The following is a 25,396-nucleotide window of genomic DNA, read 5'->3' on the forward strand; positions in this document are numbered from 1 at the left end:
GTTTTTGTTTCTGTAAAATACCAAAAGCAGTTTTAGACAGTAATAATCTTTTTGTAATCTGAAAACCATTACATTTGAAAAACGCTAAATAAAAACGCTATCATAGCGTTTTTATGAGATTTTTTTTTCTTATCGTGATATAATAAACAATGAAATAAAAATTGAACTTTAAATTTGCGATTGCAAATATAAGTATCAGATATGATGGAGGAAAAAACTTTAATGAAACGCATTGCAGTTTTGACTTCTGGTGGTGATGCACCAGGTATGAACGCAGCTATTCGTGCTGTTGTTCGTAAAGCGATTTCTGAAGGTATCGAAGTTTACGGTATCAACCACGGATATGCAGGGATGGTAGCGGGCGATATTTTCCCACTAACATCTGCAAGTGTTGGTGATAAAGTTGGACGTGGCGGTACATTCTTGTATTCAGCACGTTTCCCAGAGTTTGCTCAACTTGAAGGGCAACTTGCGGGTATCGAGCAACTTAAAAAACATGGCATCGAGGGTGTTGTTGTTATTGGTGGTGATGGTTCTTATCATGGTGCAATGCGCTTGACTGAGCATGGCTTCCCAGCAGTAGGACTTCCAGGTACTATTGATAACGACATCGTTGGTACAGATTTCACAATCGGTTTCGATACAGCTGTTTCTACAGTTGTGGATGCCATTGATAAAATTCGTGATACATCATCATCTCACCACCGTACTTTCGTTGTTGAAGTTATGGGACGTAACGCTGGAGATATCGCGCTTTGGTCTGGTATCGCTGCAGGTGCTGATGATATTGCAATTCCTGAAAAAGAATTCAAATTTGAAAGTATCGTACGTAATATCAAATCAGGATATGCTAAAGGTAAAAACCACCACATCATCGTAGTTGCTGAAGGCGTTATGTCGGGTGAAGAATTTGCCATGAAGCTTAAAGCTGCTGGTGATGATTCTGACCTTCGTGTATCTGTTCTTGGTCACATCCAACGTGGTGGATCACCTACAGCGCGCGATCGCGTTCTTGCATCACGCATGGGTGCTCGTGCAGTAGAATTGCTTCGTGATGGTATTGGCGGTGTTGCTGTCGGTGTCCGTAACGAACAACTTGTCGAAAGCCCAATCCTTGGTACTGCAGAAGAAAATGCCCTTTTCAGTCTGACAGATGAAGGTAAAATCGTTGTCAACAATCCACACAAAGCTGGATTGGAGCTCTATCGTTTAAACGCTGATTTAAACAATCTTGACATCAAATTTAATTAAGTTATTGTTAGTAATCTTATTTGGTTGATGTCAGAGTGAAGTTAAAACACTGAATGCTCACATTGACTAAATAATGAGTACATTTATAAAAATAGGAGAATTACTCAAAATGAACAAACGTGTAAAAATCGTCTCAACACTTGGCCCTGCAGTAGAAACTCGTGGCGGTAAAAAATTCGGAGAAAAAGGATACTGGGGAGAAGAGCTTGATGTTGAAACATCAGCACAAACCATTGCTGATTTGATCAAAGAAGGTGCTGACGTTTTCCGTTTTAACTTCTCTCACGGTGACCACGCTGAACAAGCGGCTCGTATGGCAACTGTACTTCGTGCAGAAGAAATTGCTGGCCGTAAAGTTGGTTTCTTGCTTGATACTAAAGGTCCAGAAATGCGTACAGAAGTGTACGAAGATGGTGCAGACGAATACAAATATGTTACTGGTGACCAATTCCGCGTTTCTACAAAACAAGGTTTGAAATCAACGCGTGATAACATTGCCTTGAACGTTGCTGGTGGTCTTGATATCTTTGATGATGTTGAAGTTGGTCAAACTATCCTTATCGATGATGGTAAATTGGGTCTTACAGTAGCTGCTAAAGACGTTGAAGCACGCGAATTCGATGTTGTTGCACAAAATGACGGTGCTATTGGTAAACAAAAAGGTGTTAACATTCCTAACACTACAATTCCTTTCCCAGCTCTTGCAGAACGTGACAACGACGATATCCGTTTCGGTCTTTCACAACCAAATGGTTTAAACTTCATCGCTATCTCATTCGTACGTACTGCTAAAGACGTTAACGAAGTACGTGCTATCCTTGAAGAAACTGGTAACACACACGTTCAACTTTTGGCTAAAATCGAAAACCAACAAGGTATTGATAACCTTGATGAAATCATCGATACAGCTGATGGTATCATGATTGCTCGTGGTGACATGGGTATCGAAGTACCATTTGAAATGGTTCCAGTCTTCCAAAAAGAAATCATCCGTAAAGTTAACCAAGCAGGTAAAATCGTTGTTACAGCAACAAACATGCTTGAGTCTATGACTGAAAAACCACGTGCAACACGTTCTGAAATCTCTGACGTCTTTAACGCTGTTATCGACGGTACTGATGCAACTATGCTTTCAGGTGAGTCAGCTAACGGTAAATACCCACGTGAATCAGTTCGTACAATGGCTACAGTTAACAAAAACGCTCAAACATTGTTGAAAGAATACGGACGTCTTCACCCAGAAAACTTCGATAAAGATTCAGTAACAGAAGTTGTAGCATCAGCAGTTAAAAACGCTGCAGAATCAATGGAAGTTAAACTTATCGTGGCTTTGACTGAGTCAGGAGCAACTGCTCGTTTGATCTCTAAATACCGTCCAGAAGCTGACATCTTGGCCATCACTTTTGATGAAAAAGTTGAACGTGGATTGATGATCAACTGGGGTGTTATCCCAATGCTCATGGACAAACCAGCTTCAACAGACGATATGTTCGAAGTAGCTGAAAAAGCTGCCTTGGCTTCAGGTCTTGTTGAATCAGGTGATAACATCGTTATCGTTGCTGGTGTTCCAGTTGGTTCAGGACGTACAAACACAATGCGTATCCGTACAATCAAATAATAAAAAAATTCAAGAGCAGTTTTTGCTCGGAAATAAAAAAGCACCCAATGTGGTGCTTTTTTTTGATTGATTTTCTTTATTCAAAGCCCAAGAAATATAAACGTATTCCACTTTAAATGTAAGCGTTATAATGTGATATAAATCACTTTCCAATGTGACAAGAATGTGAAAAAATGCTATAATAATAAAGTAAACATTATTATTGCATTCAGGAAAGGAATGAACAAATTATGACTAAACAACATAAAAAAGTTATCCTCGTTGGTGATGGTGCCGTAGGTTCAAGCTATGCTTTCTCACTTGTAAACCAAGGAATCGCCCAAGAATTGGGTATCGTAGATATTTTCAAAGAAAAAACACAAGGTGATGCAGAAGACCTTTCACACGCTCTTGCGTTCACATCTCCTAAGAAAATCTATTCAGCAGATTACTCCGATGCTCATGATGCTGATTTGGTTGTCTTGACTTCAGGTGCACCACAAAAACCAGGTGAAACGCGTTTGGATCTTGTTGAGAAAAACTTGCGTATCACTAAACAAGTTGTTACTGAAATTGTAGCATCTGGTTTCGATGGTATCTTCCTTGTTGCCGCTAACCCTGTTGATATTTTGACATATGCAACTTGGAAATTCTCTGGTTTCCCTAAAGAACGTGTTATCGGTTCTGGTACTTCACTTGACTCAGCACGTTTCCGTCAAGCATTGGCTGAAAAACTTGATATTGATGCACGTTCAGTTCACGCTTATATCATGGGTGAACACGGTGACTCTGAGTTTGCTGTATGGTCACACGCTAACGTTGCGGGTGTTAACCTTGAAGAATTCCTCAAAGATACTCAAGGCGTTAAAGAAGAAGAATTGGTTGAACTTTTCGAATCAGTTCGTGACGCTGCTTACTCTATCATCGAGAAAAAAGGTGCGACATTCTATGGTATCGCTGTAGCTCTTGCACGTATCACAAAAGCTATCCTTGACAACGAAAATGCTGTATTGCCACTTTCAACTTTCCAAGAAGGTCAATACGAAGGCGTTGAAGGACTTTACATTGGTCAACCAGCTATCGTTGGTGATAAAGGTATCGTTCGTCCAGTCAACATTCCATTGAACGACGCTGAATTGCAAAAAATGCAAGCTTCAGCTAAACAACTTAAAACTATTCTTGATGAAGCGTTCTCAAAAGAAGAGTTTGCTTCAGCATCTAAAAACTAAGCATAAAAAAATACCTAAATTTAGGTATTTTTTTTTGTGCATTTTTCAATTTTTTTTCGTGTTAAATAATAAGAATGAAAAGTTGGGGAAGAGATATGACATGGCTAAAAAAGTGCACTATGGCAAAGTATTTCAAACGATAAGGAAGAGGAGAAAGCTGTCGCTAAAGGATTTCGAGCATATCGTTCCGCCTAGGAGTCTCTCCCGTTACGAGCGAGGGGAGACTGTTTTCCCTATCGCTAAACTAGAGGCTTTATTGGAAAGTATAGACTTGAATATTATTGATTTTTATCATGTGGCACATCAAGAAAAAATATATGCTAGATATGGAAAAATATTTTCCAAAATAAGAAAACAAAACGGTTTTTCCCGAGAATCCTTTATACATCTTTCCATTTCTGAGGCACAACTGAAACTTTTTGAGTCAGGGATAATTATGTTTGAGTTTGATAAACTATATGCGATGCTTATGGAGATGGATACAAGTCTGGAAGATTATTGTTCTCTCCTTGACAAAGGAAGTGAAAGTCCTATAGAATCTTTGCTGAAGCAGATAGATATTGCTTATTACAGTGCCGATACTACGAAGCTGAACAGTTTATATGAGGCGCTTAATGAGTGTAGTGAGTATTTTTTCCTCGCCCTTTGCCTCAAAGGAATGTTGGAGAAAGTTTCTGAACAAGAGAGACTAGAAATAAAAAAGTATTTTATTACAAGAGAATATTGGACCAATCAAGAGCTCTTTGTTTTTCAATACGGTGCTAAGTTTTTAAGCGCAGACCATTTGAAGTTGGTCTGCGAAAGAGTGCTGTCTTCTAAAACAATTTTTAAGGAAAAAAACACCAGCCAAAGGCGTTTAGTTTTGGCTGGTCTTGAAATAACGCTCTTAAAGCTAAGTGAAAATAATCTTATTGAAGCAGCATATTTCTTGGAATTTGCGAGAGAATTTGTCCAAGAAACAGATGAACTTGCAAAAATTGCTTGCCTCTTTGTGGAGTGTTTATTTAAGTACAAACAAACCGGAAAAGCCCAGTATAAAATAACCATGGAGTCTATTTGTAAAGCCTCTTATATGTATGATGGACTGATGACAAACTGGTATCAGAAAAATTATGAAAGCTATGTAAAGTAGGATACCTTTCCTTAAATATGGATGATCAAAACGTTCTAGAGGATTTATGTTTAAAGGGATTTTTACCATCTGAAGTGTTACTTTTAAAGCAGAGAGGTATTAAGAATATTCTTCTCGTGAATATAAAAGTTGATCATGGTATCATGCAGTAGCCTATATTAGATGTAATACCCCATTACACAACATAATCTCTCGGACAGGGTAAATTCGAGGCAGGATAGAATTTCGAATAAGAGGGAGGTGTATAATAATTGATCTTAGTCAGTATAGTTTTTATAGCAATCATAGTTTTAATTATCGCATTCATTTACTTCCTCAAAAAACTTATTGTGAAAATAAAGAAGTAACTTGTGATAAATGATTCGGCTTAATTTTATAAAATAAAAAAAGCATCTCAAGATGAAATGCTTTTTTATTTTATTTCGTTTTAATATAGTTAACACCGTCGGCTTTTGGTGCCACAGCTTTTCCAAGAAAGGCCGCAAGTACGATGATTGTTACGACGTATGGTGCCATTTGGAGGAAAGCAGAAGGAATTTCTTTAATAACAGGAATTTGTCCACCTACAACAGCGAGTGAGGTAGAAAGTCCAAAGAGGAGGGAAGCAAGCATCGCTCCAACGGGATTCCATTTACCGAAGATCATAGCAGCCAATGAGATGAAACCTTGTCCTGCGATTGTAGCCACAGAGAAGTTACCTGAGATAGATTGGGCATAAATTGCACCACCAATACCACCGAGGATACCGGAGATGATAACCCCAGCATAACGCATAAGGTAAACATTGATACCGAGAGTATCTGCTGCCTGAGGGTTTTCACCTACAGAGCGGAGACGAAGTCCGAATTTTGTTTTAAAGAGAAGATACCAAGAGAGGAAGGCAACGAGAATTGCGAGGAAACCTGGGAGTGAAGTTTGTGAGAAGAAAATTTTCCCAATCACAGGAATTTTTGAGAGGACAGGGAAATTCCAGTAACCAATCTGGTTAGTGATGTTTACTTGCCCAGCATTATAAAACGTTTGAATTAAGAATACGCCAAGCGCAGGAGCCATTAAGTTAAGAACCGTACCTGAGACGATATGATCGGCGCGGAAGTTAATGGTTGCTACTGCATGAATCAGAGAGAAGACCCCACCGATAAATGCACCAAAGAGGATAGAGAGCCAAGGTGTCATCCCACCAAATGTTTCTGTGAAAGTAAGATTAAAGACGACAGAACTGAAAGCTCCCATTGTCATAATACCTTCTAAACCAACGTTGACGATACCACCACGTTCAGAGAATACTCCACCGATACTTGTAAAAATTAAAGGCGTTGAGTAAATAAGCATATTTGCAACAATAATTTGCAATGTATCTACAATATTCATTATGCTTTTTCTCCTTTCTTCTTAATATTTGGGAGAACTTTTTCGATAATATATTTCACGGCAATAAAGAAGATGATTGTAGCTGTGACAATCTGTACAATTTGCGGCGGGATATTATCGATATTACTCATATTACCTGAACCCGTTTGAAGCATTGAGAACAAGAAGGCAGCAAACAGAATACCAACAGGATTTGTTTCACCCAAGAGGGCAACAGCCATACCGTTGAAACCAATATCTAGTGTTGCCGATTGTGTGACGAAGTTTTGCATGTAACCAAAACCGTACACTACACCACCCAGTCCAGAGAGAGCTCCGGCAACTAACATTGACATAATGATGGTCCGTTTGGCTGAAATCCCTGCATACTCCGAAGCTTCTGGATTTAAACCGACAGACTTGATTTCAAAACCAAGTGTAGTCTTCGAAAGAACAATCGCCATAATGACAAGCACGATTAAAGCAATAAAAAGTCCAATATTCAAGGTTGAATTATTTGTCAAATCTGACAACCAGCCTGTACGGAAGGAAGCATTTGCGCTTATCAATTTTGTTTGGTCCGTTGAGTTTGGCATCATGATTTTTGAACTAAAGACATCATGAATCAAGAAGGTTGACATAAAGAGGATGACATAGTTAAGCATGATTGTAGTGATAACTTCCGAAGTACCTAAGAAAGCACGTAAGATACCAGGAATTGCACCCATGAGAGCTCCAAAGAGCATACCGATAATAATTACCAAGGGAATCATAATCGGTTTAGGGATGTCAGGGAAACTGAGGGCAAACCACATAGACATAATCCAACCTGCAAGAGCCTGACCTGACATACCGATATTAAAGAGACCGGCCTTCATACCAACAGAGAAACCGAGAGCACAAAGAATCAAAGGCCCCATTGTTTGAAGTGTTTCACCAATAGCACGTGGTGTACCAAAGGCACCGATAATTAAATCTTCGTAACCATATATTGGATTAAAGCCGAAGATGAGCATGATGATTGCACCAATTAAGAAACCAGAAAGTACGGCAATAACAGGCACAAGGATTTTTTTAGTTTTGCTGTTCATTGATATTACCTCCGACCATGAGAATTCCGAGTTCTTGTTTGCTTGTCGTTTCAGGACTGACAATTCCTTGAATTTGTCCATCGTGAATAACAGCAATACGGTCCGAAACATTCAGAATTTCATCTAATTCAAAAGATACAACGAGCACAGCTTTTCCTTCATCACGTGCTTGAATCAAGCGTTTGTGGATATATTCAATCGCACCGACATCAAGCCCACGTGTGGGTTGAGCAACAATGAGCAAGTCAGGATTACGATCGACTTCACGCGCAATAACCGCTTTTTGTTGGTTCCCACCTGAAAGGGATTTGAAAGGAATTTGTTCACTGGCACCGCGGACATCAAATTCTTCCATGAGTTCGCGAGCTTTAGCATTGATTTTATTGTAGTCCAAGAAACCGTACTTACTTAGTGGCGCCTTATAGTAAGTTTGAAGCGCAATATTTTCAGCAACAGTCATTTCGAGTACGGCACCGTCACGGTGACGGTCCTCTGGAACGTGCCCCACAGAGTCTTCGATAATCTTACGAGGCTTGTGAGTGGTGATGTCTTTACCTTTGAGTTTAACAGAACCAGAATCGATTTTCATCAAACCAGTGATCGCCTTAATCAATTCTGTTTGACCATTGCCATCAATACCAGCAAGACCGACAATCTCACCAGCACGCACATCTAAAGAGAGACCTTTTACAGCGAAGGAACCACGTTTTTCTTTAACCGAAATATTATCAATACAGAGCACAACGTCCTGTGGTTGAGCAGCTTCTTTTTCCGTTTTGAAGGATACGGAACGCCCCACCATCATTTCAGCCAGTTCTTTATTGGACTTATCTCCCAGTTCGACCGTTTCAATAGAAACACCTCGGCGAATAACAGTAATACGATCGGCTACCGCACGAATTTCATCGAGCTTGTGGGTAATAAGAATAATGGACTTGCCTTCTTTAACCAAGTTGCGCATGATTTCCATGAGCTCAGTGATTTCAGAGGGAGTCAGCACAGCTGTAGGTTCATCAAAAATTAAGATATCTGCTCCACGATAAAGTGTCTTTAAAATCTCGACACGTTGCTGCTGTCCAACAGAGATATCGCGAACAAGTGCATCGGGTTCGACAGAAAGTCCATAACGTTTTGACAATTCCACGATTTTATTTCGAGCTGTTTTAAGGTCAAGGCTTAAGCCTTTCGTCACTTCACTTCCGAGCATGATATTTTCAGTAACAGTAAAGGCATCAATCAGCATGAAATGCTGGTGAACCATACCGATACCAAGCTGAGAAGCTTTTGTTGGAGAGTCTATTTGCTCGAGTTTGCCGTTAACATGAATCTCACCTTCTGTTGGTTCCAGAAGACCAGAGAGCATGTTCATCAGAGTTGATTTACCGGCACCATTTTCACCGAGCAAGGCGTGAATTTCACCTTTTTTCAGCTCCAAGTTGATCTTGTCGTTTGCGACAAAGTCACCAAACTTTTTGGTAACGTTGATCATTTGGATAACATTTTCGTTGGCCATGGCGGCTCCTTCTAAAAAATTTTATGACATTATGCCTAAAGTTAAAAAAGAAAGACTTACTGGAAAGCCCTAATATATCTGCACTTTAGACAAAATAATTACATTTTATTATAACAAATATTAGGGCTTTTATAAAGAACTTTCTACACTTGAAAATGAAGCGTTTTCATATATTGTTAAGATTTTCAGTGTTTTAAAGGGTTTTTGACAATTTTTACATGAAAATTGAACGGGACTTTGATAAACTAAAAAGTTCACAAAAATTATATGTGAACTTTTTTTTATTTTATTCTTGCATTTTTGATGACGGACTCATCAGGTGTAACACGAATGGTTTTTTGACCTGTATAAGTCACAAAACCAGGCGGCGTTCCTGTTGGTTTATGAAGTTTCTTCACATCAATCATATCCACTTGCACCAAGTTAGAATAACGGGCTTTTGAAAAATAAGCAGCAAGTTCACCGGCAAAAGTAATCGTTTCATCTGACGGATTTGCATTGCCAGTAATGAGGACGTGTGAACCAGGAATGTCCTTCACATGGAACCAGAGATCACCTTTACGACTGAGTTTAAAGCTGACTTGCTCATTTTGAAGGTTATTTTTACCGACAAGGATAATGGTTCCATCTTCAGCTTGATACTTTTCTGGCGGTAGCATTTTTTGCTTTTTATTGTTACGATATTTGGCTTTAACAAATCCTGTTTGGATGAGTTCTTCACGGATGTCAGCAATTTCAACGACGTCGGCGTGTGTAAGGTTGGCTTCAACAGATTCCAAGTAAGAAATCGTCTGTTTAGTGTTGGCGATTTGATCGCCAAGGAACTTCACAGCCTGTTTTAATTTTTGGTAACGATGGAAGTAGCGTTGGGCATTTTGTGAAGGACTGAGTGCAAGATTTAAGCTAATCGTGATTGGCTCATTGGTATAATAATTATCTAAAGTCACTTCAGGCTTATCGTTTGGAACTTGATGAAGGAAGGTTGTAAGCAACTCTCCTTTTTGGCGGAAGATTTCCGCATTCTCTGTAGCACGTAACTCCGCTTCCTGTTTTTTAAGCTTATCGCGATTTTTCTTCAGTTCATTTTGAACTTTTTTGATCACTTCGCTGGCAACCTGTTTGACACGATCCCGCTCAGCTTTGTCTGCATAATAAACATCGAGCATTTCAGATAAGCTAGGAAATTCTTGATAGTCTTCAGCGAGTTGAATGGCAGAAAATTTGTCATTGGGATAGATAGAAGGGAGAACGTGATGCAGTCTTTCCTTGAATTCTGGAAGTGTCAAGTTCTCTAAAGCTTGGAGACTATCCCGTCCGATACCTTGAAAGGTGGACTGCAAGGTCTGTGTCTGTAGTGCCTCAAAAATCTTTTCGTCAGAAGCAGTAAAAGGATCAACCTTATCGCTTGCTGGCGGGGCGATATAAGTCGATCCCGGAAGAAGAGTACGGTATTGATTTTGCGAAAAACCGACATGTTTAATGGTTTCGATGATTTTATTGCTGCTTTTATCCATGAGGATAATATTACTGTGTTTCCCCATGATTTCGGCAACCAGTGCAATCTTCATGGCATCACCAATTTCATCTTTGGTTGAGATATGGAAAATCAACTGGCGGTCATTGCCTACTTGCTCAATATCTTCAATAAAAGCGCCCGACAGGTACTTGCGTAAAATCATGACAAAATTATTGGGATTTTGAGGATTTTGGAAGTCTGTCTTAGTGATTTGGATTCTGCCGAAAGTTGGATGCGCAGATAATAATAATTTATGTGATGTTCTTCCTGAACGAACCGTTAAAAGAAGCTCTTGTTCAAAAGGTTGATTAATTTTTTGAATGCGTCCTCCTTTAAGGATTTCAGAAATTTCAGCTGTCATATGATGTAAAAAAATACCGTCGAAAGCCATGTTTTACCCCGTGTTTCTTAATAATCTAATGCTTATTTTAACATAATTATGAAGGCTGTTGGTAAAAATTATGTTAAGATGTCTATAAAGAAAGGTTTAACAGATGAAAAGTTTAAAAGAAGAGATACAAAAGCTTGCGGCAGACCTCAATATTCAAAAAATTGGATTTACAAAAGCGGATGATTTTGAATACCTTCGTGCCTCTTTGATTGAACAGAAAGAAGCAGGGCATACCTCTGGCTTTGAGCATAAAAATCTTGATGAGCGTTTACAACCAAAGTTGTCTCTTGAAGATGCAAAAACAATCATATCCATTGGTATAGCCTATCCTAACAAGGCAGAAGAAAAGCCCGAAAAAACAGAATATCGTCGAGGTTCCTTCTCCCGAGGAAGTTGGGGTGAAGATTATCATCATGTGCTTCGGCGAAAGTTAAAAGAACTTGCGGAAGGCATAGAAAAAATAGCGGGTGATTTTAACTACACAGCGATGGTGGATACAGGAACCCTTGTGGATGTCGCTGTTGCTGCGCGTGCAGGTTTGGGCTTTGTGGGGAAAAATGGTTTACTCGTCAGTAAAGAATATGGTTCTTGGATGTTTTTGGGCGAACTGGTGACCAATTTAGATATTGAGGAAGATCAGCCTGTCGATTATGGTTGTGGTTCTTGTACCCGCTGTGTTGATTTTTGTCCGACGAAGGCTCTTTTAGGGGATGGGCGTTTAAATGCACAGCGTTGCTTATCTTATCAAACGCAAACACGAGGGGCAATGCCAGAAGAATACCGTGAAAAAATTAAAACGGTCATTTATGGTTGTGATATTTGCCAAGTGGTTTGTCCCTATAATAAAGGAATAAACAGTCATTTTCACCCTGAAATGGAACCAGATCCAGATTTAACAAATCCAGAGTTGCTCCCACTTTTGGATTTATCCAATAAAGAGTTTGCGAATAAATTTGGCAATATGGCAGGAAGTTGGCGAGGGAAGAATCCCATCCAGCGGAATGCTGTCTATGCCTTGGGCAATGCAAATGATCGCTCCGTTTTACCTAAGTTACACGACATCGCTGAAAATGATGTCAGGGATTACATGGTGGATGCTGCCGAGTGGGCGATTGAAAAACTGGAAAACAAGCATCGTATGAGACCACGAAAAAGATAGGAGCCTTAGAGCTGCTGTCTTTTTTTGGACAAATATGCTAAAATAGAGCCTATGGAACTATCTGAAATTAGAAACAAACTAGAGGCATATGGTCAGAAAGTCGAAGATTTTCGTGGCTCACTTGACTTAGATCGCCTGGAAGAAGAAATCGCTTTGCTTGATAATGACATGGCTGAGCCTGATTTTTGGAATGACAATGAAGCTGCGCAAAAAGTTATTGACGAATCAAACGCGCTGAAGGCAAAGTATGAAAACTTCATGTCAATAGCAACACTTCATGAGGACAGTGAAGTAATGTTGGAAATGCTTCAGGAAGAAGACGATGAAGATATGCAAGTCGAGCTTGAAGAAAATGTCGAGAAGTTGGGTAAAAAGATTGAAACTTACGAGTTAGAAATCATGCTCAATCAACCTTATGACCACATGAATGCAATCTTGGAGATTCACCCCGGATCAGGGGGGACAGAGTCACAAGATTGGGGCAGCATGCTCATGCGCATGTATGAGCGCTGGGGCGCTGCACATGGCTTCAAGGTGGAAGTTTTGGATTATCAAGATGGAGATGTTGCAGGTCTAAAATCAGCCACATTAAAATTTGAGGGGCGCAATGCCTATGGCTTTTTACGAGGAGAAAAAGGGGTACATCGCTTGGTCCGTATCTCGCCTTTTGACTCACAAAATCGTCGCCATACTTCATTTACTTCAGTAGATGTCATGCCCGAACTTGATGATACAGTGGAAGTCGATGTTCGCGATGCAGATATTAAAATGGACACTTTCCGCTCAGGTGGTGCAGGTGGACAAAACGTCAATAAAGTCTCAACGGGTGTACGTTTGACACACGTTCCTACAGGGATTGTGGTTGCTTCTACAATGGACCGTACGCAATATGGTAACCGAGACAAAGCGATGGCCATGCTGAAATCAAAACTTTATCAATTAGAGATGGATAAAAAACAAGCCGAAGTCGATGAACTTCGTGGTGATCAGTCAGACATCTCTTGGGGAAGCCAAATTCGCTCTTATGTCTTTATGCCTTACCAACTGGTCAAGGATACAAGAACAGAGTATGAGACAGGACAAATCGATAAAGTAATGGATGGCGATCTTGATGGCTTTATCCACGCTTACCTACGTTGGAAAATGTAAGTTAGTCATTTTTTAGAAATCCATTTGTAACTTTAAAGAAAAAAAGTAAAGTAAATTACACCTAAAAATCTTTTTATCTGGTATAATGAGAAGAACTTTGTTTTTTTTGAAGCAGAAAGAGTGGTTTCAAAAAAAGAATTCTCATCCCTATCTTATAGAGAGGATGAGGAAGAAAAAAGTTGCAAAACAATTCAATGGAGACTAGGGATAATGAGTATTATTAAATTAAATAATGTATCAAAAAAATACTCTAACGGAACAACAGCCTTACGTAACATCTCTCTTGACATCGAAGCAGGAGAATTTGTTTATATTGTTGGACCGTCTGGAGCTGGTAAGTCGACCTTTATTAAGTTGCTCTACCATGAACTAAAAATTGACAAAGGGACAGGTGTCGTTGCAAAATTTGACTTGATGAAACTTAAACGCCGTGAAGTTCCCTTACTGCGTCGTTCTGTAGGAGTTGTCTTCCAAGACTACAAACTCTTGCCGAAGAAGACTGTATATGAGAACATCGCTTATGCGATGGAAGTTGTCGGAAAACGTCCACGTGAAATCAAAAAACGTGTGAATGAAGTTTTGGATCTCGTAGGTCTAAAACATAAATTACGTTCTTTCCCTGATGAACTTTCAGGGGGGGAACAACAGCGTGTAGCTATTGCACGTTCAATCGCTAATGCGCCTAAACTCTTGATTGCTGACGAACCTACAGGAAATTTGGACCCAGAAAATTCATGGGAAATTATGAATTTGCTCGAAAAAATTAACTTGCAAGGAACGACTGTTCTCATGGCAACCCACAACAGCCAAATCGTAAACACATTACGTCACCGCGTTGTAGCTATTGAAAACGGACGTATCGTTCGAGACCAAGCGGAAGGAGATTACGGTTACGATGATTAGAAATTTATTTAAACATTTATTGGAATCACTGAAAAATCTCCGTCGTAACGGATGGATGACTGTAGCAGCAGTTTCATCTGTAATGATTACTTTGACCTTAGTCGGACTATTTCTCTCAGTTATTTTAAATACGGCGAAATTGTCAAGTGATATTGAAAAAAATGTACGTATCGTTGCATATATGGATTTGAATGTTCATGATATGGACAAGAAAATTGAAGATCCAAAAAATCCTAAGAAAGAAATCGATAATCCAAACTATCGTAAAATTTATTCAGAAATTGAAAAAATTTCGGATGTGGCTTCGATTAAGTTCTCAAGTAAAGATGAACAGCTTAAGCAATTGACAGAGACATTGGGGAGCACTTGGGCGCTTTTCCAAGGTGATGCTAACCCGCTCTACGATGCTTATATCGTTGAAGCAGATAACCCACAGGATGTGGAGAAAGTTGCCAGTGCGATCAAGAAGATTGATGGTATCCAATCTGCAAACTATGGGGGTGCCAATACAGAACGTATCCTTGCTTTAGGGAATAACGTGAAGATTTGGGGTGGTGCAGCAGCAGCTCTGCTTATCTTAGTTGCAATCTTCCTCATCTCAAACACAATTCGTATCACTATCATGTCACGTCAACGTGAGATTCAGATTATGCGATTGGTGGGAGCACGTAATGGTTACATTCGTTGGCCATTCTTCCTGGAAGGCGCTTGGGTTGGACTCTTGGGAGCCATTGTTCCAAGTGTATTGATTGCTTGGCTTTACAACCTTGCTTTCACAAGCTTCACACCAAGCTTGAAACCACAAAGTCTGTATCTGCTTCCAGCAGACAGCTTTGTACCAATGATGGTTGGCTTACTCTTCCTTATCGGTATATTGATCGGTTCACTCGGAGCAGTAACTTCAATGCGTCGTTTCTTGAAAGTTTAAAAAAACAAAAAGTCTTGCTAAGAAGCAGGACTTTTTTTGTTGCTCAAGTAACCCTGGCTCTGAAGACTCTGAGCGGAGAAAAGAAGCAGTGCCCGGATTGGAGAGTGCCTCTGATATTATTTTGAAAATCATAAGAAAAACATTACAATAATATTATATAAATGTTATTGTTGTTACTTGATGATAACAAAAGACTTGATGAGGGACATGCTATGACTTATAATCAGACAGCACAGCACAGCACAGCACAGCACAGCACAGCACAGCACAGCACAGCACAGCACAGCACAGCACAGCACAGCATGTGGTAAGGTAGACAACCGCACATTTTTACTTGCACCCAAACGCTCGGGACCCCTTGGAGCGTTTTTTGGCATTTACATTTATCTATCTATAGAAATGAGGAAAACATATGACACCAGAAAAGAAACGTAAACTACGGAACATCGCACTCCTCTCCTTGCTTGGCTTAATCGGCGGGCCTTTCGCCTTCACAGCCTTCACAGCCTTCAACCAACAGGCCCTCAATGACCGAGAAAACAATATCCAAGTCGAAGTCGGCGGCCGTGTGCACGACTACTACAATAGAGACACGGAAAACAAGGATGTCTTTGTGGAAAACTACGGCGAGCAACCGATCATGGCCCGTATCCGCTTGTCCGAATATTTGGAAACTCAACAAACAGGAGCTGCAGCTCCGACACCACTGGTTGCGGGGACAGAAAGAGAGCAACTCAACACATGGACCCCTTATATCCCCAGTGCGACAGCGATCGGAATGCGTACAGGAACGGGCGCTGCCTTTAACCGCTATTCCAACCTGAGCTTTGGGTGGAGTCGAGAGGGGCAATCTGCCCCTTGGTATCTCCCCACCTTTAACCATAACAACCTGGACTTAAGTACTGCCGCAGCGGGACATGCCCGTGACTTGGCCGATGGTTTAGAGGAGCTGACCCATCCTGGTGACGGTACAGATGCTTACTGGACGGAAGGGGTGACGTATACCAATGGTGCTAATGGCACCACCTGGCATGGCGCCCCAGATGGTGCAGAGCGTACCACAGCGCAAAACCTCCAGCAAGAACGCGCCCCACTAACCATGGCGCAGTGGTTTGACTTGCCCAATAATCAAAAAATCGGCGATTTCTGGGTTATCGATCACCACACAGGCTGGGCTTACTGGGCCTCTATGCTAGAGCCAGAAGCAGCCACATCCTACTTGCTGGACGCGGCTGAGATGACCAATGCTATCCAAGAGACGGTCTTCAACGGTACTTATTATTACGGTATCCATGTGGATAGCCAACTGCTCAGCCCAGACAATAGCGAGGATTTCATCAATGATGGGGAAATCCATGATCCTAACCTGGATTATTTCCTTGAAGGCTTTAAAAATAACGCTGTGGATGATGAGCCTGGAAACCCTGACGATGAGTCTGGAAACCCTGCCTATAATGAAGACAGTGCCCCTTCAGCATTTAACTTCCATCTGATGAACCCCGGGCGTATCTTTACCATGGCGGGCGAGCAATACCGTTATCTTGAAGACATGGGCAACGGCAATCATATGATTATCCGAAACGATGCCCTCCGTAGTTTGTCTTGGGATGCGCAAGAAGGTGTACTCACTTCTTGGTATGGCCAACTTGAGCCTGCAGTCCAAGCTATGGTTCAGCCTGTAGCCAACAGCTTTACGACAGGTGAAGTTGCGGATGCTTCAGTTACCTTTACAGGTGGCACGAGATGGATTCCTGATAATTTAGAGGGAGCCGTTGCGGCAGACCAGACTCAAGTGCTTCCCGGCGGAACGGCGAGAGCTTTTGCCCTTTCTCTTGCGGATATCACACGCTTATCGGGCCCAGGCTTAGGCTTCCCTAACCATGCACAGCGAGGTTCCGCTGCACTAGGCTGGTGGTGGCTACGTACTCCTACACCTGGTACGAATGCTTGGATTGTAACTACCCAAGGTGAGGTTCTTGGCGTTCAACCTCGTTCGAGTGGCAGTTCCAATGGAGGAATTCGTCCAGCCTTAATCATCAACCCAACCAACTAAACCAAAAAAAGATTAGGAAAACATATTCCTAATCTTTTTGTTTTATTTTATCCCAATCGTATAGTCGTCATCTGACATGGCTTCAACTTCACCAAGCAAGTAAGAGTTACCGACTTGACTAAAGAAGTCATGGTTTGATGAAGAAGTAGAGATACCGTTCATGACAACAGAGTTGACATCAGCTGCTGTATCGGGGAAGAGGGGATCTTGACCTAAGTTCATGAGTGCCTTATTGGCATTGTAACGAAGGAATTTCAAGACTTCATCTGTCCAGCCGATTTCATCGTAAAGCAAGTGTGTATAAGCTTCTTCATTCTCATAAAGTTCGTAGAGCAAGTTGTACATCCAATCGCGGAGTTCACTTTGTTCTTCTTCAGAGAGTTCGTTGAAACCAAGTTGGAACTTGTAACCGATATAAGTGCCGTGGACACTCTCATCACGAATGATAAGTTTGATGATTTCAGCAGAGTTGATCATCTTGTTATTGCCGAGATACCAGAGCGGTGTGAAGAATCCAGAGTAGAAGAGGCAAGTTTCAAGGAAGACACTTGCAATTTTCTTCTGAAGGGCTGTACCATTTTGGTAGATAGCGTTGATGATTTCTGCTTTCTTTTGCATGTAAACATTTGTATCGACCCAATCAAAGAGTTCTTCAATCTCTGATTTTGTATTTAAGGTACTAAAGATTGTCGAGTAAGATTTGGCGTGAACGGACTCCATAAACTGGATATTGTTGAAACATGCGATTTCTTGTGGTGTACGTGCATCATGTTTGAGCACCTCTGCACCGTCTACAGATTGTAAAGTATCCAAGAGAGTCAAGCCAGCAAAAGCTTTAGCAAAAGTATCGCGTTCAACTTGGGGCAATTTGCGCCAATCGTCAAGGTCATTGGAAACAGGGACACGTGTGTCCAACCAAAACTGGCTGGTCAGTTTTTCCCAAGTGTATTTATCAATAGAATCTTCAATTGCATTCCAGTTAATGGCTGCATGGTAAGTAGGGACTTTTTGGTTATTTTGTTCAGACATAGTATTTCCTTTTTTTAAACAACACAGCTTTCACATTGGTTTGAGCCAACTTCCTCTTCATCGTCTGTAAAGGTACGGACGTAGTAGATTGTTTTGATTCCTTTATTGTAAGCATAGTTACGCAAGATACTCAAATCACGTGTTGTCATTTTATTATTTGCAATTTTCCACTCATAAAGGCCTTCAGGTAAAGTTGAACGCATGAAGAGGGTCATAGACAAACCTTGATCGACATGTTCCGTCGCAGCGGCGTAAACATCAATGACAGCACGCATGTCTGTATCGTAAGCAGATTTGTAATAAGGAATGGTATCTGTTGAAAGCCCAGCGGCTGGATAGTAAATCTTACCAACTTTCTTTTCTTGACGTTCTTCGATACGGTTAACGATCGGGTGAATAGAAGAAGAGCAGTCGTTGATATAAGAAATTGATCCATTAGGTGCAACGGCCATACGGTAAGAATTGTAAAGGCCACCTTGCATGACTTTTTCTTTTAAGGCAGCCCATTCCGCTGGACCAGGGACAGCAATGCCAGCGAAAAGTTCTTGGATTTCCGCTGGAACAGCAGCGAAATAGTCATGATTAAGGTATTTATCAAAGTAAGAGCCGTCAGCATAAGCAGATTTATCAAAGTCTTTGAAGGTCGCTTGGCGTTCAACTGCAAGTGTGTTTGAGGCCACTAAAGTATAGTAGTTCAAGAGCATAAAGTAAACACTTGTAAAGTCAACAGCGGCTTTGCTGTCGTAATGGATATGATTTTTAGCGAGGAAAGAATGGAGCCCCATCGCACCAAGTCCAATGGCACGCATTTCGTTATTTCCTTTACGCACAGTCGGTACAGAGTCAAGATTTGAAGTTTCAGAGATAAATGTCAATGCACGAACCATTGACTCAATAGAACTTCCAAAGTCTGCGCCTGAAGTCATCATGTTCATGACATTTGTCGAACCCAAGTTACAAGCAACGTCAGTTCCTAATGTTGAATAAGTTTGATCGTCATTGAGGACAGAAGGGGTTTGAACTTGAAGGATTTCAGAACAAAGATTACTCATCGAGATAACACCATCGACAGGGTTAGCTTTGTTGACTGTATCGATGTTTACAATGTAAGGATAACCAGACTCTTGTTGAAGTTTAGAAAGTTCTTGTTCCAACTCACGTGCGCTGATTTTGATTTTACGAATATTATCGTTTGCCAGCATGTTGTCGTATTCTGCTGTAATATCGACATGAGCAAAAGGCATGCCGTATTCTTTTTCGACAAAGTAAGGCTCGAAGAGGTACATATCTTCACCTTTAGCTGCGAGCTCGTAGAATTTATCAGGAACAGTCACACCGAGTGACAAGGTTTTTACACGGATTTTTTCATCCGCATTTTCTTTTTTCGTTGAGAGGAATTCCATAATGTCAGGGTGGAAAATAGAAAGATATACTACACCAGCCCCTTGACGTTGTCCAAGTTGGTTAGCATAAGAAAAACTATCTTCGAAAAGTTTCATCACGGGAACCACACCTGCTGCAACACCATCATAACCCTTGATGGGTGCGCCGGCACCCCGTAAGTTGGTTAAGTTAAGACCAACGCCACCACCATTTTTTGAAAGTTGGAGGGCAGAGTTAATGGTACGACCAATCGAATTCATGTCGTCTGTCAATTGTAAAAGGAAACAGCTGACGAATTCACCACGACGTTTACGTCCAGCATTGAGGAAAGTTGGAGTGGCAGGTTGGTAGCGACGATTCACCATAGCAAAGGCCAAGTTACGTGCAAGTGTTGTATCACCATCAGCCATGTAGAGCGCGTTCATCAAGACGCGGTCTTCAAAGTTTTCAAGGTAGAGTGTACCTTCGTTATTTTTCATGGCATATTGATTGTAGAACTTGTAAGCAGCCATAAAGCTATCAAAACGGAAGCCAAAGTCCAACAATTCTTGGTGAAGTTGCTCAATGAAACTCATTTCATACTTACGGATGAAGTCCTCTTCCAGATAATCACCTTCTAGAAGCGCTTCAATTTTTTCGGCATAAGTATCTTTAGTGAAAGTATTAGGCTCGACATTTTCTTTGAAGAAGGCAGTGATTGCTTCCTTATCTTTTGCTAAAGGAATAGAGCCGTTAACGGGGATATTGATTTGATTGTTAAGTGTGAAGTACGTAACATCTTCAAGATTTTTAAGTGACATATATTTCTCCGGGGCTTTGCGCCCACATGCTAATTTTTTATTTTTAGTGAAATTTACGGTTTGAGACTGATATTTGCTCCAGAATCCAATCGAGCTGCAATGTCTTCAACAGCAGCTACATCGCTCGGTGTACCATTAAATTCGAAATCGTAAACAATAGGAATTTGGAATTGAGCGGATAATTCTTTTGCGGTAAAGATATATAAAGAAGCAAAATTTCGATTTCCTGTACCGACAATGCCTTTGCAGTATTGTGCGTTATTGGCATAGGACATAAACTCAAAGACTGGGTCCATGATGTCCATGCTTTTTTCAGCTCCAGGAGTTTCATCCGCATAACTTGGGACGATGATCAGGAAATCTTCATTTGCTTCAAATTCGGGATCGTTGGGCAGAATTTCTTCATGCTCTAAATTGGTTTTGTTGACAAAGCGGCGTGTTTGGCCAGTGATACTGAAATAGATTAATTTCATGCTAATTTTGCCAATTCGCTTGGATTGAAACCAGAGAATGAAACGTCGCCTTTGACAACAACAGGTGCAGCACGATATCCCATATCAAGCACTGTTTGAACAAATTCTGGTTTTTCGTCAATGTTAATTTCTTCAAAGTCCACAGTATGTTCTGTGAGCCATTTTTTTACCATTTTACATTGCATGCAGTTGTTTTTTGAGTATACAGTGACCATAATTATTCTCCAATTTTTCATTATTTTTATTCTTTTATTTTAGTATAAAAAAAATACCTAGTCAAGTTATCGATACTAGATATTGTGGTTCATAATTATGTAAAATACTATATATTGTGTTGTTTACTAAGGTTCAAGCCGAAAGGGACCAAAGATTCTTCTTTATTTTTTATTCTCTGAATGTTACTCTTGTGTCGAACAATGATAATAGTAGCCAAGACTAAAATGATTATCGAAAACAAGGGATCATAATGGGGGAGAATAAAGTGGAAATAAGGAAAAACAAGAACACCAATCAGTGCCGCAACAGCTCCTAAAATAGAAGACAGGCTAATCATGCTGAAAAGGTAAAGCACGAGGAAGAAAACCACGGCCAGATAAAGGAGGAAAACGGGGTTAAATCCAAGAACAACACCAGCTGAAGTCGCAACGGCCTTTCCACCTTTAAATTTGTCAAAGACTGAAACGGTGTGACCGACGACAGCTAATAATCCAAAAATAAGTGGTGAAACACCATGAACATGGAAAATGAGAGGCAGAAGTGTTGCCAATGTACCTTTGAGGAGGTCAAAGATGAAAACAATGATGCCGGCTTTTTTTCCAAGAATACGGAAAGTATTCGTTGTACCAGTATTTCCAGAACCATACTCGTGCAGATCTTTTTTAAAGAAAATCTTTCCAATCCAAAGTCCTGCAGGAATCGCTCCAATAAGATAGGCAGCGATGCATAAAATTATTATAGTCATATCATCTTTCTTTTACGTTTGTAATAGCTCTACAATTATAACATAAAAGTTAACGAATTTTAGCCTTTCTTTGAAAGAAAATCTTTTCAAATTTAAATTTTTTAGGAAATTGGGATAAAAAGCTTCATTTGTTTTATAAAGACTTTTGACAAAGGCCCTTGAAGAATGTAGAATAGGAAAGATGAATATTTCTGCTGGTTTAGAGCTAGCTTAAATGGAGAATAATGAATGGTAGATATAAATAATTACGACGACAGCGCGATTCAGGTCTTAGAAGGGCTTGATGCCGTAAGAAAGCGCCCAGGGATGTATATTGGTTCAACGGATTCAACAGGCTTGCATCACTTGATTTGGGAAATTGTAGATAATGCTGTCGATGAAGCCTTATCAGGCTTTGGAACAAAGATTTCGGTCATATTAAATAAAGATGGTTCTGTCACTGTGGAAGATGAAGGACGCGGAATGCCTGTCGGGATGCATGCTACAGGCAAACCGACTGTTGAAGTTATCTTTACGGTCCTTCACGCAGGAGGTAAGTTTGGCCAAGGCGGATACAAAACATCAGGCGGCTTACACGGTGTAGGTTCTTCTGTTGTAAATGCCTTGTCAAGCTGGCTTGAAGTAGAAATTACGCGTGACGGCCATGTTTATCGTCAACGTTTTGAAAATGGTGGACATCCAGTAACCACATTGGAAAAAATAGGCAAGGCACCAAAATCGAAAACAGGGACAAAAGTCACCTTTATGCCAGATGCTACGATTTTTTCTACGATTGAGTTTAAGTACCAAACGATTTCTGAACGGTTAAATGAATCTGCATTTCTCTTGAAAGATGTCACGCTTTCACTTGCAGATGAACGTGGAGAAGAAGAGGTTAAGGAAGAATTCCACTATGAAAATGGTGTGCAAGATTTTGTAGACTACCTTAATGAGGATAAGGACACGCTCACACCCGTTTTATATTTTGCAGGCGAACAAGATTCTTTCCAAGTAGAAGTAGCTTTACAATATAATGATGGTTATTCGGAAAATATCCTCTCTTTTGTTAATAATGTTCGGACAAAAGATGGCGGAACACATGAAGCCGGACTCAAAACTGCCTTGACGAAAGCCATGAATGATTATGCCAGGAAAACAGGTCTGCTTAAAGACAAGGATAAAAATCTTGAAGGCTCAGACTATCGTGAGGGTTTGACAGCCGTTCTCTCGATCCTTGTGCCAGAAGAATATTTACAGTTTGAAGGACAAACAAAAGACAAGCTTGGCTCACCCTTAGCACGTCCAGCAGTTGATGCTCTGGTCTCTGAAAAATTGACTTTCTATCTTTTGGAGAATGGTGAACTGGCACAAAATTTAATTCGTAAGGCGATCAAAGCGCGTGAAGCACGTGAAGCTGCGCGTAAGGCCCGTGAAGAATCTCGAACAGGTAAAAAGAATAAAAAAGACAAAGGGCTTCTCTCAGGAAAATTAACACCTGCGCAAACCAAAAATCCTAATAAAAACGAACTCTACCTTGTCGAAGGAGATTCTGCCGGTGGTTCGGCAAAGCAAGGACGCGACCGTAAATTCCAAGCGATTTTACCCTTGCGTGGTAAGGTGATCAATACTGAAAAAGCCAAAATGCAGGATATCCTTAAAAATGAAGAAATCAACACGATGATTTACACCATTGGTGCGGGTGTTGGAGCAGATTTCACCCTTGCAGATCGGAACTATGATAAAGTAATTATTATGACCGATGCGGATACAGATGGTGCACATATCCAAACCCTGCTTCTGACCTTTTTCTACCGCTATATGAAGCCTCTTCTCGAAAATGGGCACGTTTATATTGCTTTGCCACCGCTCTATAAGATGAGCCAAGGTAAGGGTAAAAAAGAAAAAGTTGCCTATGCTTGGACGGATGCTGAACTTGAAGAACTTCGTCAAACTTTTGGCAAGGGAGCAACCCTTCAGCGTTATAAAGGTTTAGGGGAAATGAATGCTGATCAGCTGTGGGAGACAACGATGAATCCTGAAACACGTACATTGATTCAAGTTACCATTGATGATGCAGCGCAAGCTGAAAAACGGGTTTCAGTGTTGATGGGAGACAAGGTGGAACCTCGTCGTAAATGGATTGAGAATAATGTGAAGTTTACCTTGGAAGAAAATACAATCTTTTAAGTAACCGCATATTTTAAGGAAAGGAAGGTGGTAAGGTGGAGCATTACGTAGTATTTGACTTTGAGACAACGGGATTTAGTCCTCAAAAAAATGAGATTATTCAAATTGGTGCCGTCAAATATGACCAAGCGCACCAAGAAATTGCGCGCTTTAATCAGTTGATCAAACCTACGCGTTCTTATCTTCCGACTAAAATTTCAGAACTGACCGGTATTTGGCCGGCTTCCTTACTGGACCAACCTGTTCTGGCTGAAGTACTCCCTGATTTTATTGCTTTTTCAAGGGATAGCTTGATGGTGGCTCATAATGCGCCTTTTGATGTCAGCTTCCTTTATCAGGCGATAGTGGATTGTGAGATTGGCGATGCCCCTCATTTTCAAGTCTATGATACACTGTCTGAAGCAAAAAAATTAGTGCAGATGCCCAACTATAAGTTGGAAACCTTCAAGGATGTTTTAGGCATTGATTTGCGGAGTCACGATGCCCTTAACGATTGCCTTATCACCGCACGTCTCTATCAGTACTTGCAAGACTTGTCACGGCCACCAAAACCGCAACTGGTGTCCAATGAAAGTTTGCAAATGGATTTGTTTGGCGAGCTGGACACGACCATCACAGAAGAAGTACGCCGAAAATTGAGTTTACCGATTACCAAAGACTTAGTCTATTATCGCAGAGATACACAGCGAAATTGGCAAAAATTCGAGGTGACAGGACTAGCAATAACGGCAGCTTATTCAACAGGCTACAGCTTAACGGCCACGCTTTATAATAATGAGACAGTGACCATTCATTCTGACTTTTTGAAGGAAATGCAGAAAGCTAACTTTACAAATGAAATAGAAAAAGAGGGATAATATGGAATGGAAGATTAAAAATTTCGAAGAACTCACGCGATCAGAACTCTACAAAATTTTACATGTCCGTTCTGAAGTTTTTGTTGTCGAACAAGCATGTGCTTATCAAGATATCGACGGTAAAGACCAAAAGTCATTGCATTTGTGGTTAGAAGATGAAGAAGGAGCCATTCAATCCTACTGCCGTATCTTACCGGCAGGCCTTTCTTATCCTGAGGCTTCTATTGGACGTGTGCTGGTAAAAGAAAGCCAACGTGGCAAAGGAACGGCGCGCAAAATGATGCAACAGGCGCTTGAGTTTCTGGCTCAAGCATGGCGAGAACCTGTAGTGCGTATTGAAGCGCAGTACTATCTCCGGGCCTTCTATGCTTCCTTTGGCTTCAAAGAAGATTCTGATCCTTTTTTAGAAGATGGCATCAAACATGTTGAAATGATTTTGGACTTAAAGGATTTCGCCTCTTAAAA

Annotated in this window: 21 protein-coding genes; 12 read left to right on the forward strand and 9 right to left on the reverse strand. The window is 40.7% G+C overall.

Features of this window, described 5'->3' with window-relative positions; genetic code table 11:
- The first annotated feature begins 222 nt into the window (after positions 1-222).
- The 4 genes from pfkA to PYW30_RS03605 all read left to right on the forward strand — a co-directional run bounded on the left by pfkA (position 223) and on the right by PYW30_RS03605 (position 5,209).
- Positions 223-1,251, forward strand: coding sequence for a 6-phosphofructokinase (gene pfkA, locus PYW30_RS03590; protein ID WP_004258348.1), 1,029 nt, complete (start codon positions 223-225; stop codon positions 1,249-1,251).
- A 109-nt stretch (positions 1,252-1,360) separates the two neighbouring features.
- Positions 1,361-2,869 (forward strand): pyruvate kinase, encoded by a 1,509-nt coding sequence (gene pyk / locus PYW30_RS03595; protein ID WP_014025066.1) that lies wholly within the window; start codon positions 1,361-1,363, stop codon positions 2,867-2,869.
- Positions 2,870-3,099: 230 nt separating this feature from the next.
- Positions 3,100-4,077: an L-lactate dehydrogenase gene (locus PYW30_RS03600; protein WP_004258341.1), complete on the forward strand. Its 978-nt coding sequence runs from the start codon at positions 3,100-3,102 to the stop codon at positions 4,075-4,077.
- Between the two features lie 100 nt (positions 4,078-4,177).
- Positions 4,178-5,209, forward strand: coding sequence for an Rgg/GadR/MutR family transcriptional regulator (locus tag PYW30_RS03605; RefSeq protein WP_042218943.1), 1,032 nt, complete (start codon positions 4,178-4,180; stop codon positions 5,207-5,209).
- A 417-nt stretch (positions 5,210-5,626) separates the two neighbouring features.
- Here the strand turns inward: PYW30_RS03605 and PYW30_RS03610 are convergent, their stop codons facing one another.
- The 4 genes from PYW30_RS03610 to PYW30_RS03625 all read right to left on the reverse strand — a co-directional run bounded on the left by PYW30_RS03610 (position 5,627) and on the right by PYW30_RS03625 (position 11,070).
- Positions 5,627-6,580: an ABC transporter permease gene (locus tag PYW30_RS03610; protein WP_004258335.1), complete on the reverse strand. Its 954-nt coding sequence runs from the start codon at positions 6,578-6,580 to the stop codon at positions 5,627-5,629.
- Positions 6,580-7,650, reverse strand: a complete 1,071-nt coding sequence (locus tag PYW30_RS03615; protein ID WP_004258331.1) for an ABC transporter permease — start codon at positions 7,648-7,650, stop codon at positions 6,580-6,582. Before PYW30_RS03615 ends, PYW30_RS03610 begins: the two co-directional genes overlap by 1 nt.
- Complete coding sequence (locus PYW30_RS03620; protein WP_042218914.1) at positions 7,634-9,163, reverse strand: ABC transporter ATP-binding protein; 1,530 nt, start codon at positions 9,161-9,163, stop codon at positions 7,634-7,636. Before PYW30_RS03620 ends, PYW30_RS03615 begins: the two co-directional genes overlap by 17 nt.
- A 281-nt stretch (positions 9,164-9,444) precedes the next feature.
- Positions 9,445-11,070: an Rqc2 family fibronectin-binding protein gene (locus PYW30_RS03625; RefSeq protein WP_014025062.1), complete on the reverse strand. Its 1,626-nt coding sequence runs from the start codon at positions 11,068-11,070 to the stop codon at positions 9,445-9,447.
- A gap of 103 nt (positions 11,071-11,173) precedes the next feature.
- Here PYW30_RS03625 and queG point away from each other — a divergent pair, with 103 nt between their 5' ends.
- The 5 genes from queG to PYW30_RS03650 all read left to right on the forward strand — a co-directional run bounded on the left by queG (position 11,174) and on the right by PYW30_RS03650 (position 17,262).
- A complete protein-coding gene (gene queG, locus PYW30_RS03630) occupies positions 11,174-12,229 on the forward strand; it encodes a tRNA epoxyqueuosine(34) reductase QueG (protein ID WP_042218916.1) in 1,056 nt (351 codons plus the stop codon).
- A 51-nt stretch (positions 12,230-12,280) separates the two neighbouring features.
- Complete coding sequence (gene prfB, locus PYW30_RS03635) at positions 12,281-13,378, forward strand: peptide chain release factor 2 (RefSeq protein ID WP_004258317.1); 1,098 nt, start codon at positions 12,281-12,283, stop codon at positions 13,376-13,378.
- Between the two features lie 210 nt (positions 13,379-13,588).
- Positions 13,589-14,281: a cell division ATP-binding protein FtsE gene (gene ftsE / locus PYW30_RS03640; RefSeq protein WP_004258314.1), complete on the forward strand. Its 693-nt coding sequence runs from the start codon at positions 13,589-13,591 to the stop codon at positions 14,279-14,281.
- Positions 14,274-15,209: a permease-like cell division protein FtsX gene (gene ftsX / locus PYW30_RS03645; RefSeq protein WP_004258310.1), complete on the forward strand. Its 936-nt coding sequence runs from the start codon at positions 14,274-14,276 to the stop codon at positions 15,207-15,209. The genes ftsE and ftsX overlap by 8 nt, the downstream gene beginning before the upstream one ends.
- A gap of 412 nt (positions 15,210-15,621) precedes the next feature.
- On the forward strand, positions 15,622-17,262 hold the full coding sequence (locus PYW30_RS03650) for a DUF6273 domain-containing protein (RefSeq protein ID WP_042218919.1): 1,641 nt from the start codon (positions 15,622-15,624) through the stop codon (positions 17,260-17,262).
- 42 nt (positions 17,263-17,304) lie between these two features.
- On the opposite strand, the gene nrdF is transcribed toward PYW30_RS03650, so the two are convergent.
- From nrdF to plsY, 5 genes are all read right to left on the reverse strand, one after another.
- Complete coding sequence (gene nrdF, locus PYW30_RS03655) at positions 17,305-18,291, reverse strand: class 1b ribonucleoside-diphosphate reductase subunit beta (protein ID WP_042218921.1); 987 nt, start codon at positions 18,289-18,291, stop codon at positions 17,305-17,307.
- 14 nt (positions 18,292-18,305) lie between these two features.
- Positions 18,306-20,474, reverse strand: coding sequence for a class 1b ribonucleoside-diphosphate reductase subunit alpha (gene nrdE / locus PYW30_RS03660; RefSeq protein ID WP_042218922.1), 2,169 nt, complete (start codon positions 20,472-20,474; stop codon positions 18,306-18,308).
- A 53-nt stretch (positions 20,475-20,527) separates the two neighbouring features.
- Complete coding sequence (nrdI, locus tag PYW30_RS03665) at positions 20,528-20,947, reverse strand: class Ib ribonucleoside-diphosphate reductase assembly flavoprotein NrdI (RefSeq protein WP_004258293.1); 420 nt, start codon at positions 20,945-20,947, stop codon at positions 20,528-20,530.
- Entirely contained in the window at positions 20,944-21,162 is a 219-nt protein-coding gene (nrdH, locus tag PYW30_RS03670; protein ID WP_016170892.1) for a glutaredoxin-like protein NrdH, read from the reverse strand. The genes nrdI and nrdH overlap by 4 nt, the downstream gene beginning before the upstream one ends.
- Before the next feature lie 107 nt (positions 21,163-21,269).
- The gene (gene plsY / locus PYW30_RS03675) at positions 21,270-21,908 is read right to left on the reverse strand and encodes a glycerol-3-phosphate 1-O-acyltransferase PlsY (RefSeq protein WP_004258285.1); all 639 of its coding nucleotides are present in this window, start codon (positions 21,906-21,908) and stop codon (positions 21,270-21,272) included.
- Positions 21,909-22,136: 228 nt separating this feature from the next.
- Here plsY and parE point away from each other — a divergent pair, with 228 nt between their 5' ends.
- The 3 genes from parE to PYW30_RS03690 are packed head-to-tail and all read left to right on the forward strand — an operon-like array spanning position 22,137 to position 25,394.
- Positions 22,137-24,074, forward strand: coding sequence for a DNA topoisomerase IV subunit B (gene parE / locus PYW30_RS03680; RefSeq protein WP_042218925.1), 1,938 nt, complete (start codon positions 22,137-22,139; stop codon positions 24,072-24,074).
- Positions 24,075-24,109: 35 nt separating this feature from the next.
- Positions 24,110-24,931 (forward strand): 3'-5' exonuclease, encoded by an 822-nt coding sequence (locus tag PYW30_RS03685; protein ID WP_042218926.1) that lies wholly within the window; start codon positions 24,110-24,112, stop codon positions 24,929-24,931.
- A 1-nt stretch (position 24,932) separates the two neighbouring features.
- Positions 24,933-25,394: a GNAT family N-acetyltransferase gene (locus PYW30_RS03690; RefSeq protein ID WP_042218928.1), complete on the forward strand. Its 462-nt coding sequence runs from the start codon at positions 24,933-24,935 to the stop codon at positions 25,392-25,394.
- The last annotated feature ends 2 nt before the right edge of the window (positions 25,395-25,396 follow it).

Origin of the sequence: Lactococcus garvieae subsp. garvieae, from assembly GCF_029024465.1 — a bacterium.
GTDB lineage: Bacteria > Bacillota > Bacilli > Lactobacillales > Streptococcaceae > Lactococcus > Lactococcus garvieae.

What these genes read in the sequence shown, in the direction of transcription:
- PYW30_RS03650 (WP_042218919.1), top strand. Translation starts at nt 15,622, where the DNA reads ATGACACCAGAAAAGAAACGTAAACTACGGAACATCGCACTCCTCTCC.
- pfkA (WP_004258348.1), top strand. Translation starts at nt 223, where the DNA reads ATGAAACGCATTGCAGTTTTGACTTCTGGTGGTGATGCACCAGGTATG.
- ftsE (WP_004258314.1), top strand. Translation starts at nt 13,589, where the DNA reads ATGAGTATTATTAAATTAAATAATGTATCAAAAAAATACTCTAACGGA.
- nrdI (WP_004258293.1), bottom strand. Translation starts at nt 20,947, where the DNA reads ATGAAATTAATCTATTTCAGTATCACTGGCCAAACACGCCGCTTTGTC.
- PYW30_RS03600 (WP_004258341.1), top strand. Translation starts at nt 3,100, where the DNA reads ATGACTAAACAACATAAAAAAGTTATCCTCGTTGGTGATGGTGCCGTA.
- PYW30_RS03625 (WP_014025062.1), bottom strand. Translation starts at nt 11,070, where the DNA reads ATGGCTTTCGACGGTATTTTTTTACATCATATGACAGCTGAAATTTCT.
- PYW30_RS03615 (WP_004258331.1), bottom strand. Translation starts at nt 7,650, where the DNA reads ATGAACAGCAAAACTAAAAAAATCCTTGTGCCTGTTATTGCCGTACTT.
- PYW30_RS03690 (WP_042218928.1), top strand. Translation starts at nt 24,933, where the DNA reads ATGGAATGGAAGATTAAAAATTTCGAAGAACTCACGCGATCAGAACTC.
- PYW30_RS03610 (WP_004258335.1), bottom strand. Translation starts at nt 6,580, where the DNA reads ATGAATATTGTAGATACATTGCAAATTATTGTTGCAAATATGCTTATT.
- ftsX (WP_004258310.1), top strand. Translation starts at nt 14,274, where the DNA reads ATGATTAGAAATTTATTTAAACATTTATTGGAATCACTGAAAAATCTC.
- PYW30_RS03620 (WP_042218914.1), bottom strand. Translation starts at nt 9,163, where the DNA reads ATGGCCAACGAAAATGTTATCCAAATGATCAACGTTACCAAAAAGTTT.
- nrdE (WP_042218922.1), bottom strand. Translation starts at nt 20,474, where the DNA reads ATGTCACTTAAAAATCTTGAAGATGTTACGTACTTCACACTTAACAAT.
- parE (WP_042218925.1), top strand. Translation starts at nt 22,137, where the DNA reads ATGGTAGATATAAATAATTACGACGACAGCGCGATTCAGGTCTTAGAA.
- queG (WP_042218916.1), top strand. Translation starts at nt 11,174, where the DNA reads ATGAAAAGTTTAAAAGAAGAGATACAAAAGCTTGCGGCAGACCTCAAT.
- pyk (WP_014025066.1), top strand. Translation starts at nt 1,361, where the DNA reads ATGAACAAACGTGTAAAAATCGTCTCAACACTTGGCCCTGCAGTAGAA.
- nrdH (WP_016170892.1), bottom strand. Translation starts at nt 21,162, where the DNA reads ATGGTCACTGTATACTCAAAAAACAACTGCATGCAATGTAAAATGGTA.
- plsY (WP_004258285.1), bottom strand. Translation starts at nt 21,908, where the DNA reads ATGACTATAATAATTTTATGCATCGCTGCCTATCTTATTGGAGCGATT.
- PYW30_RS03605 (WP_042218943.1), top strand. Translation starts at nt 4,178, where the DNA reads ATGGCTAAAAAAGTGCACTATGGCAAAGTATTTCAAACGATAAGGAAG.
- prfB (WP_004258317.1), top strand. Translation starts at nt 12,281, where the DNA reads ATGGAACTATCTGAAATTAGAAACAAACTAGAGGCATATGGTCAGAAA.
- nrdF (WP_042218921.1), bottom strand. Translation starts at nt 18,291, where the DNA reads ATGTCTGAACAAAATAACCAAAAAGTCCCTACTTACCATGCAGCCATT.